The 15,765-nt window shown below is 42.4% G+C and carries 17 protein-coding genes and 1 pseudogene; 8 read left to right on the forward strand and 10 right to left on the reverse strand.

The annotated features are described in order from the left end of the window. The first annotated feature begins 1 nt into the window (after position 1). Both flhB and flhA read left to right on the forward strand, forming a co-directional pair. A complete protein-coding gene (flhB, locus tag ACGEDC_RS09975; RefSeq protein WP_055025283.1) occupies positions 2-1,135 on the forward strand; it encodes a flagellar biosynthesis protein FlhB in 1,134 nt (377 codons plus the stop codon). 15 nt (positions 1,136-1,150) lie between these two features. Then, the gene (flhA, locus tag ACGEDC_RS09980) at positions 1,151-3,232 is read left to right on the forward strand and encodes a flagellar biosynthesis protein FlhA (RefSeq protein ID WP_372036270.1); all 2,082 of its coding nucleotides are present in this window, start codon (positions 1,151-1,153) and stop codon (positions 3,230-3,232) included. 151 nt (positions 3,233-3,383) lie between these two features. Here the strand turns inward: flhA and ACGEDC_RS09985 are convergent, their stop codons facing one another. From ACGEDC_RS09985 to ACGEDC_RS09995, 3 genes are all read right to left on the reverse strand, one after another. Beyond that, positions 3,384-4,574 carry a GGDEF domain-containing protein gene (locus tag ACGEDC_RS09985; RefSeq protein WP_394497971.1) on the reverse strand — a complete coding sequence of 397 codons (1,191 nt, stop codon included), beginning with the start codon at positions 4,572-4,574 and terminating at the stop codon, positions 3,384-3,386. Between the two features lie 369 nt (positions 4,575-4,943). Then, positions 4,944-5,591: a DUF2959 domain-containing protein gene (locus ACGEDC_RS09990; protein ID WP_055025280.1), complete on the reverse strand. Its 648-nt coding sequence runs from the start codon at positions 5,589-5,591 to the stop codon at positions 4,944-4,946. Between the two features lie 29 nt (positions 5,592-5,620). Then, complete coding sequence (locus ACGEDC_RS09995) at positions 5,621-5,842, reverse strand: hypothetical protein (RefSeq protein WP_055025279.1); 222 nt, start codon at positions 5,840-5,842, stop codon at positions 5,621-5,623. An 87-nt stretch (positions 5,843-5,929) separates the two neighbouring features. On the opposite strand from ACGEDC_RS09995, the gene ACGEDC_RS10000 reads away from it, so the two are divergent. The 4 genes from ACGEDC_RS10000 (at position 5,930) to ACGEDC_RS10015 (ending at position 8,681) form a co-directional block, all read left to right on the forward strand. Further along, positions 5,930-6,910, forward strand: a complete 981-nt coding sequence (locus ACGEDC_RS10000; protein ID WP_394497974.1) for a virulence factor BrkB family protein — start codon at positions 5,930-5,932, stop codon at positions 6,908-6,910. Positions 6,911-7,105: 195 nt separating this feature from the next. Further along, positions 7,106-7,675 (forward strand): hypothetical protein, encoded by a 570-nt coding sequence (locus tag ACGEDC_RS10005; RefSeq protein WP_055025277.1) that lies wholly within the window; start codon positions 7,106-7,108, stop codon positions 7,673-7,675. Positions 7,676-7,721: 46 nt separating this feature from the next. Continuing rightward, on the forward strand, positions 7,722-8,171 hold the full coding sequence (gene dtd / locus ACGEDC_RS10010; RefSeq protein ID WP_055025276.1) for a D-aminoacyl-tRNA deacylase: 450 nt from the start codon (positions 7,722-7,724) through the stop codon (positions 8,169-8,171). 12 nt (positions 8,172-8,183) lie between these two features. Beyond that, positions 8,184-8,681, forward strand: coding sequence for a thioesterase domain-containing protein (locus ACGEDC_RS10015; protein WP_055025275.1), 498 nt, complete (start codon positions 8,184-8,186; stop codon positions 8,679-8,681). 77 nt (positions 8,682-8,758) lie between these two features. Here ACGEDC_RS10015 and ACGEDC_RS10020 read toward each other — a convergent pair whose 3' ends face one another. Then, entirely contained in the window at positions 8,759-9,103 is a 345-nt protein-coding gene (locus ACGEDC_RS10020; protein ID WP_394497977.1) for a rhodanese-like domain-containing protein, read from the reverse strand. 188 nt (positions 9,104-9,291) lie between these two features. Further along, positions 9,292-10,044: a hypothetical protein gene (locus ACGEDC_RS10025; RefSeq protein ID WP_394497979.1), complete on the reverse strand. Its 753-nt coding sequence runs from the start codon at positions 10,042-10,044 to the stop codon at positions 9,292-9,294. Positions 10,045-10,197: 153 nt separating this feature from the next. Between ACGEDC_RS10025 and ACGEDC_RS10030 the strand changes: the two genes are divergently transcribed. Next, the gene (locus tag ACGEDC_RS10030; RefSeq protein WP_394497981.1) at positions 10,198-11,052 is read left to right on the forward strand and encodes a hypothetical protein; all 855 of its coding nucleotides are present in this window, start codon (positions 10,198-10,200) and stop codon (positions 11,050-11,052) included. Between the two features lie 11 nt (positions 11,053-11,063). Next, positions 11,064-11,327: pseudogene (locus tag ACGEDC_RS10035) on the forward strand (2OG-Fe(II) oxygenase); the annotation flags it as partial. Positions 11,328-11,336: 9 nt separating this feature from the next. Here the strand turns inward: ACGEDC_RS10035 and ACGEDC_RS10040 are convergent. The 5 genes from ACGEDC_RS10040 to ACGEDC_RS10060 form a co-directional block, all read right to left on the reverse strand. Continuing rightward, positions 11,337-12,569 (reverse strand): beta-ketoacyl-ACP synthase, encoded by a 1,233-nt coding sequence (locus tag ACGEDC_RS10040; protein WP_394497983.1) that lies wholly within the window; start codon positions 12,567-12,569, stop codon positions 11,337-11,339. Next, entirely contained in the window at positions 12,566-13,297 is a 732-nt protein-coding gene (locus ACGEDC_RS10045) for a 3-ketoacyl-ACP reductase FabG2 (RefSeq protein ID WP_055025271.1), read from the reverse strand. Before ACGEDC_RS10045 ends, ACGEDC_RS10040 begins: the two co-directional genes overlap by 4 nt. Positions 13,298-13,368: 71 nt before the next feature. Further along, positions 13,369-13,869 (reverse strand): thioester dehydrase, encoded by a 501-nt coding sequence (locus tag ACGEDC_RS10050; RefSeq protein WP_080914673.1) that lies wholly within the window; start codon positions 13,867-13,869, stop codon positions 13,369-13,371. Between the two features lies 1 nt (position 13,870). Then, a complete protein-coding gene (locus ACGEDC_RS10055; RefSeq protein ID WP_394497986.1) occupies positions 13,871-15,109 on the reverse strand; it encodes a beta-ketoacyl-[acyl-carrier-protein] synthase family protein in 1,239 nt (412 codons plus the stop codon). Between the two features lie 73 nt (positions 15,110-15,182). Beyond that, on the reverse strand, positions 15,183-15,764 hold the full coding sequence (locus ACGEDC_RS10060) for a DUF3261 domain-containing protein (protein ID WP_394497988.1): 582 nt from the start codon (positions 15,762-15,764) through the stop codon (positions 15,183-15,185). Position 15,765: the final 1 nt, after the last annotated feature.

Raw genomic sequence — 15,765 nt, forward strand, 5'->3', positions numbered from 1 at the left:
GATGAGCAATAAAGATACCGGCCAAAGTAAAACTGAACAGGCAACACCACAAAAACTCAAAAAAGCCCGCGAGCAAGGGCAAGTTCCACGCTCTAAAGACTTAGCCGCATCAGCGCTGATCATTGGTTGTGCTGTCATGCTAACGAGCAGCGCCGAGTGGATAGGCAGTGAAATGGCCGAAATTACTCGCTTCAATATGAATCTCACTAAAGAGCAGTTAAATGAGCCCAAAATGCTAGAAATGCATATGGGGGCTGCGATTGTCGGAATTCTACATCTTCTTGGGCCGTTATTTATCTTAGTGGCCGCTATCGGCATGATTGCAGGCGCATTACCTGGTGGGCCGCTATTTAGTATTAAAAATGCCTTCTTCAAATATAGCCGTATTGATCCCATTGCTGGCTTAGGGCGAATGGTGTCAATTAAATCATTGGTGGAGTTGGTTAAATCGGTCTTAAAAATCACTTTGCTAGTCAGCATCATGCTGTATTTTTTGCAGAGTAACTTGCAAGGCATTATGGCAAGTAGTCAGCTGCCAGTAGATGAAGCCGTTAAATACAGCATTGATACGATATCAACTGGGATGTTTTATTTAGGCGTCGGTCTGCTGATTATCACATTTATCGATGTGCCATATCAGTATTGGCATCATCATAACGAGCTAAAAATGTCTCATCAGGAAGTGAAAGATGAGCATAAACAGCAAGACGGTAAGCCAGAAATTAAAGCTAAAATTCGCCAAATGCAGCAAAAAATTAGCCGCTCTCGTGCTGATGTTGCTGTGCCACAAGCCGATGTATTACTGGTTAACCCTACTCATTATTCAGTTGCACTTCGTTATGACGCTGATAAAGCAGATGCGCCTTATGTTATTGCTAAAGGAGTGGACGAACTGGCGCTTTATATGCGTGATGTAGCAAAACGTAATGCGGTTGAAATTATTGAAATCCCAGCACTGGCTCGTGCGATTTATTATTCCACTAAGATTGAACAACAAATTCCAGCGGCATTGTTTGTCGCTATTGCGCATGTGCTGAGTTACGTGTTGCAAATCAAAGCAGCAAGAACAGGCAGCCAAGAGAAGCCTGAACCATTGCCGCATTTTTATATTCCTCCCCATTTACGACATGATTAAAGGAACCATTAAACCATGAATTGGTTTGCACAAGTCTTTACTGGCAATCGAAGCTACATCGGTATTCCGATAATGTTATTAGCCGTTCTGGCGATGGTCATCTTGCCATTGCCACCTTGGCTGTTGGATATTTTATTTACGTTTAACATCGTACTTGCAGTAATGGTGTTGCTAGTCAGTGTATCCATACGTCGGCCTTTAGAGTTTTCGGTATTCCCGACGATATTGCTACTCGCCACCTTAATGCGATTAACTTTGAACGTTGCCTCAACTCGTGTGGTGTTAATCGAAGGCCACAATGGTGGAGACTCGGCAGGTAAAGTCATTCAAGCATTTGGTGAAGTGGTGATTGGCGGCAACTATGTTGTAGGCGCCGTGATCTTCTTAATTCTGATGATTATCAACTTTGTGGTGATTACCAAAGGTGGTGAAAGGATATCAGAGGTTTCAGCACGTTTTACTCTGGATGCGTTGCCTGGTAAGCAAATGGCAATTGATGCTGATTTAAATGCTGGGATTTTAAGTCAAGAACAAGCCCGTGTTCGACGTCAAGAAGTTGCTCGAGAAGCAGACTTCTATGGTTCGATGGATGGTGCGTCTAAATTTGTGCGTGGTGACGCTATTGCTGGCATCTTGATCCTGCTGATTAACATTATTGGTGGTATTGCCATTGGTGTGTTTATGCATGGTATGGGCGCAGCTGATGCATTTAAGACGTTTGCCTTACTGACCATTGGTGACGGTCTTGTTGCTCAAATCCCATCATTACTATTAGCTACCGCAGCGGCGATTATTGTAACCCGTGTTTCGGATGCTGAAGAAATGCCTGAGCAGCTGCAAAAGCAACTGCTTGCAAACCCAAAAACCTTAGCAACAGCAGCATTGGTAATGCTGATTTTAGGTTTAGTGCCAGGTATGCCTGGCATGGTATTTATTTCTTTCGCTGCTTTATTGGCTTTTGCTTCTTGGAAACAAAGCCAGCATAAACCCGCCGTTGTTGAAACCAAGCTTGAAGAGCGACTGGAAAGCAATACTACAGAACCATCGCCACCAAGTTGGGATGCATTACCTTATACCGATTTGATTGAAGTACGTTTGGGATATCAGCTAGTGCATTTAGTTGAGCGGACTAAAGGCGCTGAGTTACAAAAACGCCTAACAGGGATCCGCCGCACCTTGTCTGAACAAGCGGGCTTTTTACTCGCAGAAGTGCGAGTGAGGGATAACTTATCGTTAGCGCCAAATGCTTATCAAATTAATATGATGGGTAACCCAACAGCGACAGCGGAGTTGCAAGCTGAAAAACTGATGGCGATTCAAAGTGGGCCGGTATTTGGTGATATTGATGGAATCATTACTAAAGAGCCTGCCTATAACATGGACGCGATTTGGATTGACCAAGATGCTAAAGCGAGAGCATTAAACTTAGGTTATTCGGTGGTGGACAATGCCACTGTGATAGCGACACACGTCAGTAAGCTGATCCGTGAAAACTTGCCTGACATGTTACAACACGATGATGTGCTGGCACTCAGTGATCGCTTGGCAAAGCAATCACCCAAGTTAGCGGAAGCGCTTAACGGTGCGTTAAGTCCAATTGTGCAGTTAAAAGTGTACCGGTTATTACTGAAAGAGCAGGTGTCATTAAAAGATATCCGCACAATTGCAACCACACTACTTGATTGCAGTGAAAACAGTAAAGATCCAGTGCTGTTAGCTGCAGATGTGCGTTGTGCTTTAAGAAATAACATAGTGCATAGTATTGCTGGCGCAGAACCCAAATTGAATGTACTGACATTAGCGCCAGAGCTTGAGCAAACCTTAATGAACGCTTTAACCCAATCGCAGCAGCAAGGTCAGGTCGCGCTGGATAGCTTCCCTGTTGATCCAACGTTACTGGCTCAGTTGCAACAAGGCATGCCGCAAATCTTAGCTGATGCTAAAGAGCAAGGACATAGTCCACTGTTGTTGGTTGCACCACAGCTTAGGCCGATACTGGCCCGCTATGCTTTAGCATTTGCAAGAGGCTTACATGTATTGTCGTACAATGAAATACCTGAGAGCCGAGAGCTTATGGTGGCAGGTCAGCTTGGTTAATACCTTTGTCTGAAACTTGTGTAATAAAAAGGCCGAAGCGTTTTGCGCTTTGGCCTTTTTTGAATGTTAATCTTGTGACAAACACCAATAAAGCTAATCGCTACGCTGTGATGAATAAAAGCGGTGATGACGATAAAAGTGGTGCAGAGTATTAAAACCTGACTTGGTTACGACCTCTGTCTTTAGCTCGATACAGGGCTTTATCTGCCAGTTTCATGCTTTGCTCAAAGCTGTGTTCAGGTTTGTGTTCGGCACAGCCAATAGAGACGGTAACGTTGACGGTTTTCTTTTTTACAGGGGCTTTATTACGCTGTTTTTTTGAGCTGTTCTTTCTATTTTCATCTCTCAGCACAATGTCATAATCTTCAATACTTTGCCTCACATCATCAAGATGAGAGTAAACTTGTTCTATGTCTTTGCGGGGAAATACAATCGTGAACTCTTCGCCGCCATAACGGAAGGTTTTGCCGCCACCAGTGACTTTGGATAACTTTACCGCCACTAATTTCAATACATCATCACCAACATCGTGCCCATAGGTGTCATTAAAGCTTTTGAAGTGATCGATATCGACCATAGCAACCGTGTACTTTCTGCCTAAAGCTAGGCTTAAATTAAACAAGGCTCGACGTGACGGTAGTCCCGTGAGTTCATCCCGATAAGCTAAAAAGTAAGAGTCGAACAGGACTGTGATTAAAAAGCTAATCGCAATACAGCTAAATAGTACAGATAACGGCAGGTTAGTCGGTACCAAAAAGTAGCCCAGCCATAGCAGCAAACAAATACCAAGGCTGGTTTGTGCTAAGTTGCTTTTCCAACTGAGCTTACACAGTAAGATGATTGCCAGTGGATAAATAGGGAGCAGATACAAGGGGGACTGCTCGATTGTTAACCCAATACTTTGCTGAAATTGACTAATCGTTGCCGAGTATTGGCCAGTGAGATACACCCAGCAATAGGCGATTAAACCACAAAGAACAATGCCACCGATACGATAAAAACTGTGCACACTGATGACGCCGCGATCTTTAATAAAACAAAATAGCGTGATCACCAAGGTACCAAAAAGCGGTAAAAATTGATGAATGATAGGCGATAAAAACAGACGGTTACTTTGCAATGCGTAAAAGGTGAGTAACATCAAACCTATATAAAACAGTCGACTACGATTAAATTGCAAACAAATTAATGAAGATGCCGCCAATAACCAATAAGGTGCAAAATGTAGGGTATCTTGCCAATCAATCCAATGAGTTTGAAAGTGTTCTAATAAGCCTAATGATAGAAAAGTGATAATAATCGGCAGTATAAAAAAGCGCATGGTATGCATTAGGCTGCTCATTGAATCCACCATAGTAAACTAATAAAAGTAAGCATTAAAAAGTTAGCAATTAATATAAGACGTTACGGGTTAAATGTATGTAGCGAGTAGACTTCCATATTGATGCAGCTTGCGATGCTGTTGCCATTTATACCTGTTACCATTTTAGGCTTATTACCGTTTAGACATGGTGCGTTTATATAAAAACTGCTACTAACAGAGCGACCTTGAATGCGGCAAACTGAAATATAAATCAAATCGGTTTAAGTTAACATCTTCTTACCCGATAACTGTGGGCTAGGCGAAAGGGCGGCTAGGCTCAATAAAAATGGCGCCGAAGGTAGAGGTCTTCAAGCGCCATTTTATGCTTCATGATATCAATGGTGGCAGTTAGCCTTTTTCCATTGCCTCAATAAACTTATTTGATTCAGCAATTGATTTATTCATTTCTGAAATCAAGCTAGAAATGTCAGACTGTAAGCTATTAAACTCGCCTTTAATTGCGCCAATGGCTTGGGCATTAAGGTTATGCTTTAAGTACAGCATGTTGTCTTTCATCGCGGTTAAAATCGGAGGCATTTTGGCTTCTGCACGGCGCATGCCTTTGACTAATGAATTATACGAACGCTCAGTTTCGTTTAACTTATTAGTGCTATTACGACGAAGGCTTGCTTTACTGATTTCTTGAATTTCAGCTTCCCACTCTTCGAATAAGGCTTCGGCCACATCTTCAACTTTATCAATGCGGCTACCAACTTCATCGGCTGCTGATTGAGCTGATTCATATTCATCTTTAGCTTTGTTATAGGCGTCTTCTAAATCGCCGCCATCGAAAGCGAGTAGTGCTTGCATCTCTTCGAGAGCGGAACTGAATTGTTCTTGTGCTTCTTCTTGAGACTCTTTTGCTTCTTGAACGCGATCCACCATGATGTCACGCTTGTGATAGCCAACTTTTTCCATTGCACCGTAATAGGCGCTTTGGCAGCCACTTAGTAACAAGCTTGCGCTAAGGAAGGCAAGTGATATCCATTTCTTCATCTTATGCTCTCTTAAATGTTGTCGTTAAATTAATCTGCTTTAAACATGGCAGCATCAATGATGCTCCAAAGATGAAACACCGCTCCAATGATGGCGGGAATAATAAGTACCCAGAAGAAATAACACACTGCAGTGATCACGAAGAATAAAATTGCAGCAATGATACGGCCTTGAACGAGTTGCCCTAAGCCTGGGAAGAAAACACTGGCAATGGCGGCGATGACATTGCCAGCTGAACCTTGTTGAGACATTAAAAAACTCCCTTGGAGTGTAACTATCGTGTTATAACATTGTACGAAGTTAACTCGGTAATTGAAAATAAATAATCAGAGAAAATTGTGACAAATAAGATAGATGTAGCGTATTTAAAAAATATTAATCTCAGTATTTGGAAATTTATCGTCCATGTAAAGCGACGTGTGGTTGAAGATCAAATTAACGTTAAAGCAGGTCATTTAACTTATGTCACCTTATTGTCGTTAGTTCCAATGGTTGCTGTGACCATGTCGATGCTGTCTGCTTTTCCTGTATTTCAGGGGATCCGCGGCAAGATTGAAAGTTTTATTTATGACAATTTTTTACCTGCAGCGGGTGACACAGTACAAATTTATATCAATGAATTTGTTGAAAATGCTTCGAAAGGCACGTTTGTCGGTGTCATTGCGTTAGTGGTCGTAGCGTTAATGTTGATTTCTGCCATTGATAAAGCATTAAACAATATTTGGCGTACCACAGAGACCCGCTCTTATGTGGTGTCTTTTTCGATGTATTGGATGGTACTGACCTTAGGTCCAGTGTTAATTGGGGCAAGTTTAGTGGCAACCTCATATGTCGTGTCACTTAAAGTATTTGAAATGGCAGAAATTTCAGGGCTGATGACTTGGCTGGTTGAGCGTTTACCAATGTTGTTTTCTGTAGCATCAATCTTACTTTTATATATGGTTGTTCCTAATAGAAAAGTTCGATTTTTACATGCGCTACTCGGGGCTATCGTTGCGGCAATGCTGTTTGAAGCAGGTAAGAAAGGGTTCGCGTTTTATGTGACTCAATTTCCGAGTTATGAGGCCATTTATGGGGCTCTGGCGACGATTCCTATCTTATTCGTTTGGGTCTATGTGTCTTGGATGATCGTGTTACTTGGCGCTGAAATTACCGCTGCAATGCCAGAATATTTACAAATAGAGATGTTGGCTGACAGCACTTCGGAAAATAGTGAGGTGCAAGCCAGTGATGACAGCAATGGTATCGCTGCAAGTGAGCAAGAAAAGAGTAATCAAGCAGCGTCTACTTTTAACACTCAGGCATCTAATAAAACGTGATTGCTAAGAGTCTAATAAAGCGTATATCAGCAAAATATTAAGTAATTTTGTTGGGCTTCTGTCATTATCATGGGCAAGTGGCCTGACTTTTTCGCTCCAATTTGGGGTAATTATAAATGTCATTCAATAGCAGAAGTCACAATGAAAGCCTACTGCTATGGCAGTAGTGCAGTCTGTATTCTATAAGGAAAGCAAATGAAAAAATTGATTTTAGCGGCATGTGTATTAGGTTTATCGGCTTGTGCAACAACAGATAATAACACTTCAGAAAGTGTTGTATCTGCTGCCCCTGCCAGCATTGACATGACAGGAATGACGGACCAACAAGCTGCTGATGCGCTTTATAACGCATTGATTAAGTCTAGTTATTTAGCGACTAAACTTAGCCCTACCAGTGTGGCTGTGCAATTTGGCGATAATCAATTTGTATTGCAACCAAGTATGAGTGAAAAGGGGATAGACCGCATTTTAACGAACCGTTTATTTGCCGTTCACCCGCAATTACATGGCAGTAAAGAACTGTTGGTTTTGATTGGTTCATTAAATCAAAAGCTTAATTTTGCAAAGTTTGTTGTTCGTGAAAATGGCGGTGTGATTCAGGTTCAAGGTGCTGCGACATTTGTTGATTCTATTCAAGTTGAAGAATTACGTCGCTTTATGTTGTGGACCGATGAAGGTTTAAAGCAAGTGGGTAAATCTTTACCTAAAGGTTCTGAGCACTTGATCAAACCTATTCCTGTGATTAAGCCTGACACGGGCGCATAATCTTGTAGAATATCGGCTTTCTCAGGTCGATTAATAGGAAGTAACTTTGATTGGGTTAATTCAACGGGTGGCACATGCCAGTGTCACCGTTCATCGTGATGATGATAAGCATGTCACAGGTAGCATCAATAAAGGTTTATTAGTGCTACTTGGTGTTGAAAAAGATGATGACTTGGAAAAAATGCGTAAGTTGGCTAAAAAAGTGATGGCTTACCGTGTTTTTGGTGATGAAAATGGCAAGATGAACCTCAACCTGCAACAGGTAGGTGGCGAATTGTTAGTCGTGTCTCAATTCACCTTGGCAGCAGATACTGGCCGCGGGTTACGTCCTAGCTTTTCTTCTGCTGCAACCCCTGAACAAGCTAATGAGTTGTATGAAGCTTTTGTTGCCTATTGCCAAGAGCAAGGCGTGGTGACGCAAACTGGTGAGTTTGGTGCAGATATGAAAGTTGAATTGCTCAATGATGGTCCAGTTACCTTTAATCTTCAGGTATAACGGAAAGGCATCATGAATACTGGCTCATCCAGGATAGCGGTTTTACTTAATGAGTTAACACAGACGTGGCATCAAACCATTCCTGTGAGTCAGTTTATGCAAGTTACTCCGCTCAGTTTTGACAATCAATGCTTTACTGTTACAGCGCCACTTTCTCCCAATATTAACCTTCATCAAACTATGTTTGCTGGCAGTATTTATACCTTAATGACCCTAACGGGGTGGGGAATGTTGTGGTTACAACAACGCTTGGCTGGAGTAGAAGGTAATATTGTTTTAGCCGATGCAAACATTCGATATTTGGCTCCTGTAACCGAAGCGCCAATAGTGACAGTTATTTGGCCAGAATCGCTGACTGATAAATCAGCTTCTTCTGAGACGGGGTTACCCGATATGAGTGTCTTCGAAGCAATTAATAATGGTAAAAAAGCGAAGGTTAAGCTTGAGGTGCAATTACATTGCGCAGGTAAGCTCTGCGCTACGTTTAGTGGCTTATATTTTAGTTACTAATTCTTAGAGAATCGTTAGGTATTATTCAAGGACACAACCATGTCGTATAGGCCTAGCTGAGGGTATCCTTCACTAGATTACTGACTTAAAGATTCGCAGCACAGTAAGTCCTTCATTGCTCCACCATTTACTGCACAATTGAACCCTTTAGACTCGAATATATCGCAACCCTTTTGCGCTCTTATCCCGGCGCCACAATATACGACAAATTGCTGCTCTACATGATGGGCATCAAGCCAAACCGGTAATTCAGTTAACGGCACGTTTATGGCTTGTGGTAAATGGCCACTCGCAAATTCATCAGGGTTTCGTACATCAATTAGCATTGCACCATGCTTAATTAACTCCCAACAGGTTGCAGTGGCTTGTGCCCCTGTCAGCTTGGTATTTACCGAAATCGAAGTTGTGCTTGCCGTGACCATTAGAACCTCACTTTGAATTGCATTAGATTTTATTCAATAAGATTATTCTAATGCATTGTAAAGATCAAGGTTGTTAATAACAAGAGCATGAAGTGGTCATGCTCTATAACTAATGTTGATGACAAATTGTTTATGACTTACCGCTTATTGCTTAGGGATTAACGCCCATGCATCACTAATCAATGGGCTTAATAAAACTTCGCTAAATATTTAGTGGCGTATTTGCGTAGTTTTTTCTGTTTTGCATTTTGTGCGACGGCTTCCACATCAGCTTTAAAGTCTTCATTACCTGAGGTCGCTAGCGCGCGTGTTATCCAAGCGTAAGTATCTATGGCTAGCTTATTGTCGTCGATTAAACGCATAGGGCTAAGTTGTGCAGCCAGTTGTTGCAGCATGTAATTATCAAATAATCGCTCATTTGCGATACGTTTTGCCGTCGTTCTCATCAGCTCAAGGTTGTCACTACGTAGTGCTGCGGCATATACATTAGCTCGATGTGATTGCTCGGGCTTGTATTGACTTTTGTCTTGTAAAATCGGGTTCCACTGCTCGAATTTTGATAAGTCAGCTAGTGCACGTTTGGCGTATTTACGGATTTTCTTATGAGCATCGCCTTGTGCCAGTTGGTTTAGGTATTCACGAAATTGAGGATCGCCAGAATAGCCAAGCCCCTTTATTAACCAGGCAATATTATCAATGACATGCTTATCTTTGGCCGATGGTAATAAGGTATCTATCTTGGTTTTAATCGATTGGTAGGTACTGGGATCATTCAAACCAACGAAGAAAATAGACTCAATGGCTTGCTCTTGTTTATAGGTATCATCACCTGCAAATATCTGTTGGTATTCTTCCTTTGTATAAGTATCAGCCTGAGCGATTGGACTGAGTAAACTGAAGCTGGCAATTAGGGCTATTGGCAATAAGCACATTGGTTTCATGACATATCCTTATGACTGGAAGTTAATGGTGAACGCATTGATTTATTTAGTAAGATTCTAATTTCTTCTAATTTTATTTGTCTGCAAAGTTGTACTTAATCGTTTTTTCATTAAGCTGTATTGATTGTTCAGTTTAACATCATTAAGAAGTCTATGTCCTTAAGCGAAGATTCAAGAAAAGCATTAAAAACGATAAACGCTTTGATTCTAGATAAGCGTTTTTCAAAGGCAGATGAGTTGCTTCAACCTTTGGTTGATTTAGCTATCGAAGAAGCGTTATTGATGAAGGCTGACTTGTTGTTACAGCAATCGCCACAAATAGGCTTAAAGTACCTTTTTGAACTGTGCAAAGGGAATATTGCTGGTGCTAATTTTAAAGCCGCTTTTATATTGTATTTTCACCCTGAGGTGGGAGTGGACTTCCGACCATATCTGTTTAGTGCCTTCAAACAAGGCGATCACGCGGCAATTATTGCTGCTGCAAATTTGTATTTACAACAGGGCGTTGTTGCTAAAGCTAGTCAGATTTTAACGAAGAATCGTCATATTTCAGAGGTGAATCAGTTAACTGAGTCACTTGGTTTAATTTCTGACAATGAAGAAGCGTTATTAGACTTTAATGATATCCGTAGGGCTGACCTTTCTAAGTTAACGTATGAATCGGTAGCGCCTGAGATTAACTTATTTTATGTTGATGATTTCTTAACTGACTTTGAGTGTTTGTGGCTAAAAAACTGCGCACTGTGCGAGCTTAAGCGCTCTATGGTTGTTGATGGCGAGAGTGGCTCAAATATTGTGAGTAATGTTAGAACAGGCTCTGTGGCTCAACTAGCGCCTATTGCTAATGATTGGGTGCTACTTAACATTGAGATGAAAATCGCTGCTTATTTCAACATCCCTATCGAAAACGGTGAGTTAAGTAATGTTCTTAAATATGAGGTTGGGGAAGAATATAAGCCACATTATGATTTTTTCACCCAAACGATAAAGGCAGCGAACAAGCTTTAAAAGATGGCGGTCAACGATTCAAAACCGTTTTAATTTACCTTAATGATGTTGAGCAAGGGGGAGATACGCACTTTCCAAGGTTATCGAAATCGGTGCGAGCAAAACAAAAACGGTTGGTTGTGTTTAATAATACCGACAATAGTTATGGGCCTTTACCCTTATCTTTACACCAAGGAATGCCTGTCATAAAAGGTGAGAAATGGCTTTACTCAAAATGGTTAAGAGTAAAGCCGACGTCCTACCTAAAATGTTTACAACAATTACATGTACGTTAGGTAAGCGTCTTATCCCTGCCAACGTTTAAAAATAAGCGAAGTATTAATCCCGCCAAAGGCGAAGTTATTACTCATGACATAGTCAGTGCTGATAGAGCGAATTTCGCCTTGAATGTAATCTAACGGTGCACACTCAGGGTCAACTTCATCAAGGTTTAAGCTGGGTGCAAACCAATTTGCATTCATCATTTCTATACTGACCCAAGCTTCGAGTGCGCCGCATGCACCTAAGGTGTGCCCTGTATAGCTTTTCAATGATGATATAGGGGTATGTGAACCAAATACTGCGTAAGTTGCTTGTGATTCTGCAATATCGCCTCGATCAGTTGCTGTGCCATGGGCATTGATATAACCCACTTGCTCTGGTGCGATTGCAGCATCCTTTATAGCCAATCGAATCGCCACTTCCATTGTTTCTGCATTGGGTTGAGTGATATGCAACCCGTCTGAATTAGTGCCAAACCCAACGAGCTCCGCGTAAATTTTAGCGCCACGGGCTACAGCGTGTTCAAGCTGCTCAAGCACTAAGGTGCAAGCGCCTTCTCCAATAACTAAACCGTCGCGCTGACGATCAAATGGTCTTGGTGTCGTTGTTGGTGAGTCATTTTTCGTGCTGGTGGCAAATAAAGTATCAAATACTACAGCTTCTGTTGGGCAAAGTTCTTCACCGCCACCTGCAAGCATCAGTTTTTGCTGTCCAAACTTAATGGCTTCATAGGCGTAGCCAATTGCTTGGCTTCCTGAAGTGCAAGCGCTGCTTGTGGTATGCACTCGGCCTTTTAGGCCGAAAAATACGCCGACATTGACTGCGGTAGTATGTGCCATCATACGAATATAACTGGTGGCATTGATGCCGGACATATCGCCATGTTTCAGCATGTCACCAAAACCAATAATGGGGTCTGTACTGCCAGTTGATGAGCCGTAAGCGATGCCCATATCTCCTGATGACACAATCGGATCGTCGAGTAAGCCTGCATCTTCTAATGCAATTTCACTGGCACGCGTTGCCATGATTGAGACACGTCCCATGGAACGGGTTTTTTTCCGAGAGTAATGCTTGGGTTGCTCGAAATCGGTTATTGGCGCGGCAAGACGAGTATTGAGATTAGGGTATTTATCCCACTCAGTCATCGTGACCACACAGTTGTATTTATCTTGTAGCCGTTTAGCGATAGTTGGCCAGTCTTGGCCCAATGCTGAAATACCGCCAATACCTGTGATAACAACTCTATGGCTCATATCATGCCTCCATTGACCGAAATCACTTGGCGAGTAATGTAGGCTGCATCTTCAGACATTAAGAAATTGGCGAGCCCGGCGATTTCATTCACTTTACCCATACGGCGCATCGGTACGATTTGATTAACCATGTCCTTAGGGAAGTCGCTAACCATGTCGGTTTCAATTAACCCTGGTGCGATACAGTTGACGGTAATTTTGCGTTTGGCAAGCTCCAAAGACAGTGCTTTTGTCGCTCCGATAAGTCCAGCTTTTGAGGCGCTGTAATTCACTTGACCTCGATTACCAGCGATGCCAGAAACAGATGCCATAGTGATGATTCTACCGCCTTTACGTGCTTGGATCATTGGCATAATGGTTGGCTGAATGACATTATAAAATCCATCCAGGTTGGTGTGAATAACACTGTCCCATTCATCTTCTGTCATTGCCGGGAAAGCTGTATCTTTGGTGATTCCTGCATTTAAAATCACGCCGTAATAAGCGCCATGTTGTTCAATATCAGCTTCAATTTGCAGCTTCGCAGCCTGTCGGTCTGCTACATCAAATTGAATTAAACTGGCTTCGACACCCAAGGCTTGGATTTCTGATTGAGTTTGCTGTGCCGCTGCAGTGTTACTGTGAAAATGGATGGCAATATTAAAGCCTTGCGCTGCAAGTTTGAGCGCGATGGCTTTACCTATACCACGACTTGAACCTGTCACTAGGACTCTATTTGTTGTTGTCATTGTTTCTCCGTAGGGACTGCAGGTTTACATTAATCGTTGTGTTCATAGTACGCTCGTCACTGATATCGAGCCTAAGTCGATAAGGTTTCATTGATATAAGCTTGGGTATCTTGAGGCTGAAATACATTAACATTGGCTGAGGCAATGATTTCATTATCAAGAGTAATTTGACAATCGAACACCGCAAGTCCTGACGCTTCTTGATATAAACGAGTCACATCAACTTGATATGTGTTATTGAGCAGATACGTTGGCTGCATCATGCTCAGTTTACGGGTGCCCAATAAAAAGCCGACTCGAATTTTATCTTCAATAAGGTGCGCTTCTACGCCTGCTAATGCGGCAATACTTTGCGCCATGTATTCGATACCAACATAGTTAGGGACGCCATTCAATTGTTGACTGAAATAAGCGCTTTGCTCAGTGATCTCAACTTCAGTGGTGAGGCTATCAGGTTGATGTTTAATAATGCGTGTCACTAATATCATCGGTGCTTTATGAGGCACAAAGGCTGATATATCTTGCGATAGCAATGTTTCAGGAGCGATTTGCTTGGTCTGTTGCTCAGTCATTTTAATGCTCCGCTTTTGCAAAAATAACACTGGCATTACTACCGCCAAAGGCAAACGAGTTACTCATGATGAATGTGAGCTCGGCTGATTGTCCTGGAGTAACGAATGGCAATATCGGGTTATTCATGTCTTGTTGCTGATCCCATACGTGCGGCGGTAATTGTTGCTGCTGATTAGCGTCACTGAGCAATAAGTAACAAAAAGCCGCCTCAATGGCGCCAGCAGCGCCCAAACAATGTCCAACTAAGGGTTTTGTCGAGCTACATAAAGGGATGCTTGCCGCTTCGTTGTTATTGCTTGAATTAAAAACTTGCTGCATGGCTAAGGATTCCATCGCATCATTTTTAGGCGTTGCTGTACCATGCAAGTTAACGTAAGAAATTTGTGCAGAAGTGATACTGGCATCGGCAAGTGCTGCCTGCATTGCGCTAATTGCACCTAAGCCTTGAGGGTGGGGCGCTGAAATATGGTGAGCGTCTGATGACTCGCCAATGCCCGCTAAATAGACCTGAGATTTCGAGCGTGATTGCGCATCCTCCTGAGCTTTTTTCAGCACAAATAAGGCGGCACCTTCACCTATATTAATTCCATCACGGTGTTGGCTAAAGGGATTACATAAGCCTTTAGACACTGACTCTAAGGCATTGAAGCCGTTTAACGTTAATTGACATAAACTATCCACACCGCCAACAATAACAACGTCACATAAGTCAGCTAAAAGTAATCTCTTAGCACTAGCGAATACTTTGGCACTCGATGAACATGCCGTAGAAACTGTGTAACAAGGGCCGCTTAATTGATATAGCTGACGCAAAAAGTCGCTCGTGCTGCCAAGCTCTTGTTGGGCATAATGATAGCTAGGTGGAAATTCACCATGTTGTTGATGATAGGCAAGGGCTGCCTCGCCTTTCGAGATGCCTGATGTGCTGGTGCCTAGCACCACTGCCACTCTATCTGCACCGTATTGCTTTTTAGCGTGCTCGATATCGGCTGTTATTGAGGCTGCGGCTGTGTAAAGCAATTGATTATTACGACAATCAAATTGCGTCAATTCAGCAGGAATGTCCAAAAGGTTAGTATTATTAATGGCGCCGACTCGTGTGCTTGCATTAAACAGCAAGTCATCACGCAGCACCATGGCGTCAGTGCTTGCTGATAGCAAGTTTTGCAGCACGTCTTCACTGCTATTGCCTAGTGGCGTACAAAGCCCGATTTGTGTAATTGCTATGGCACAGCTCATAGTTAATGTTTCATCTCAAATTCAGTGATGTTAGAAAAGCCAGATAGCACTTTGCTGGCTCAACATTTTTGCATTATAGCAATGGCGTAATCACTAGGGTGATATTCGCGGCTGGAAAATGTAAGCTCACATTGGATTTCCAAGGGTTATCATCGGAGTAATCAATTGTAATCGCGTGTTTTTCATTCACCATTAACGCACTGCATCGTGGTTGTTGGCAATCAAAGTCAATCATTTCACCTTGATTAAAATAGCCATTGACCTGCTCATGAGGCCAATATATCAGCTGCATAATTGCCATTAAATACTCAGCTTTAAAATCTTCACCCATTAACACGTTCTGTTGGCTTAACACTTCATCGCCGTTATAGGTGACCGTAAATAATGGTTGTCCAATTGGAGCAAGGCCGACTAAGGCCATTTCTGAGGCGTCTAATGCAAGTTCTGTGAGTAGTTCGTGATGCTTTTCACCATGGGTAAAGCTAATCTTCTGAGTTAACACTTGCTCGCTATTGGAACTACTTTGTAACAAAGGTGCCAAGCAATAATTCACTTCTGGCGTCAGCTTTACGCAAGTTTGTCGCTGTAGCTGGTGGCTACAGCCTGTGGTTAACATGACGAGTAGTATTCCTATGACTGGCATTAATTGACGCATG

The organism is Shewanella sp. ENK2, from assembly GCF_043568515.1.
GTDB classification, from domain to species: domain Bacteria; phylum Pseudomonadota; class Gammaproteobacteria; order Enterobacterales; family Shewanellaceae; genus Shewanella; species Shewanella japonica.

Coding starts and splice junctions, on each gene's coding strand:
- flhB (WP_055025283.1), top strand. CDS start 2: ATGAGCAATAAAGATACCGGCCAAAGTAAAACTGAACAGGCAACACCA.
- flhA (WP_372036270.1), top strand. CDS start 1,151: ATGAATTGGTTTGCACAAGTCTTTACTGGCAATCGAAGCTACATCGGT.
- ACGEDC_RS10055 (WP_394497986.1), bottom strand. CDS start 15,109: ATGAGCTGTGCCATAGCAATTACACAAATCGGGCTTTGTACGCCACTA.
- ACGEDC_RS10025 (WP_394497979.1), bottom strand. CDS start 10,044: ATGAAACCAATGTGCTTATTGCCAATAGCCCTAATTGCCAGCTTCAGT.
- ACGEDC_RS10060 (WP_394497988.1), bottom strand. CDS start 15,764: ATGCGTCAATTAATGCCAGTCATAGGAATACTACTCGTCATGTTAACC.
- ACGEDC_RS09995 (WP_055025279.1), bottom strand. CDS start 5,842: ATGTCTCAACAAGGTTCAGCTGGCAATGTCATCGCCGCCATTGCCAGT.
- ACGEDC_RS10040 (WP_394497983.1), bottom strand. CDS start 12,569: ATGAGCCATAGAGTTGTTATCACAGGTATTGGCGGTATTTCAGCATTG.
- ACGEDC_RS10005 (WP_055025277.1), top strand. CDS start 7,106: ATGAAAAAATTGATTTTAGCGGCATGTGTATTAGGTTTATCGGCTTGT.
- ACGEDC_RS10050 (WP_080914673.1), bottom strand. CDS start 13,869: ATGACTGAGCAACAGACCAAGCAAATCGCTCCTGAAACATTGCTATCG.
- ACGEDC_RS09985 (WP_394497971.1), bottom strand. CDS start 4,574: ATGAGCAGCCTAATGCATACCATGCGCTTTTTTATACTGCCGATTATT.
- ACGEDC_RS10045 (WP_055025271.1), bottom strand. CDS start 13,297: ATGACAACAACAAATAGAGTCCTAGTGACAGGTTCAAGTCGTGGTATA.
- ACGEDC_RS10020 (WP_394497977.1), bottom strand. CDS start 9,103: ATGGTCACGGCAAGCACAACTTCGATTTCGGTAAATACCAAGCTGACA.
- ACGEDC_RS10015 (WP_055025275.1), top strand. CDS start 8,184: ATGAATACTGGCTCATCCAGGATAGCGGTTTTACTTAATGAGTTAACA.
- ACGEDC_RS10030 (WP_394497981.1), top strand. CDS start 10,198: ATGTCCTTAAGCGAAGATTCAAGAAAAGCATTAAAAACGATAAACGCT.
- ACGEDC_RS09990 (WP_055025280.1), bottom strand. CDS start 5,591: ATGAAGAAATGGATATCACTTGCCTTCCTTAGCGCAAGCTTGTTACTA.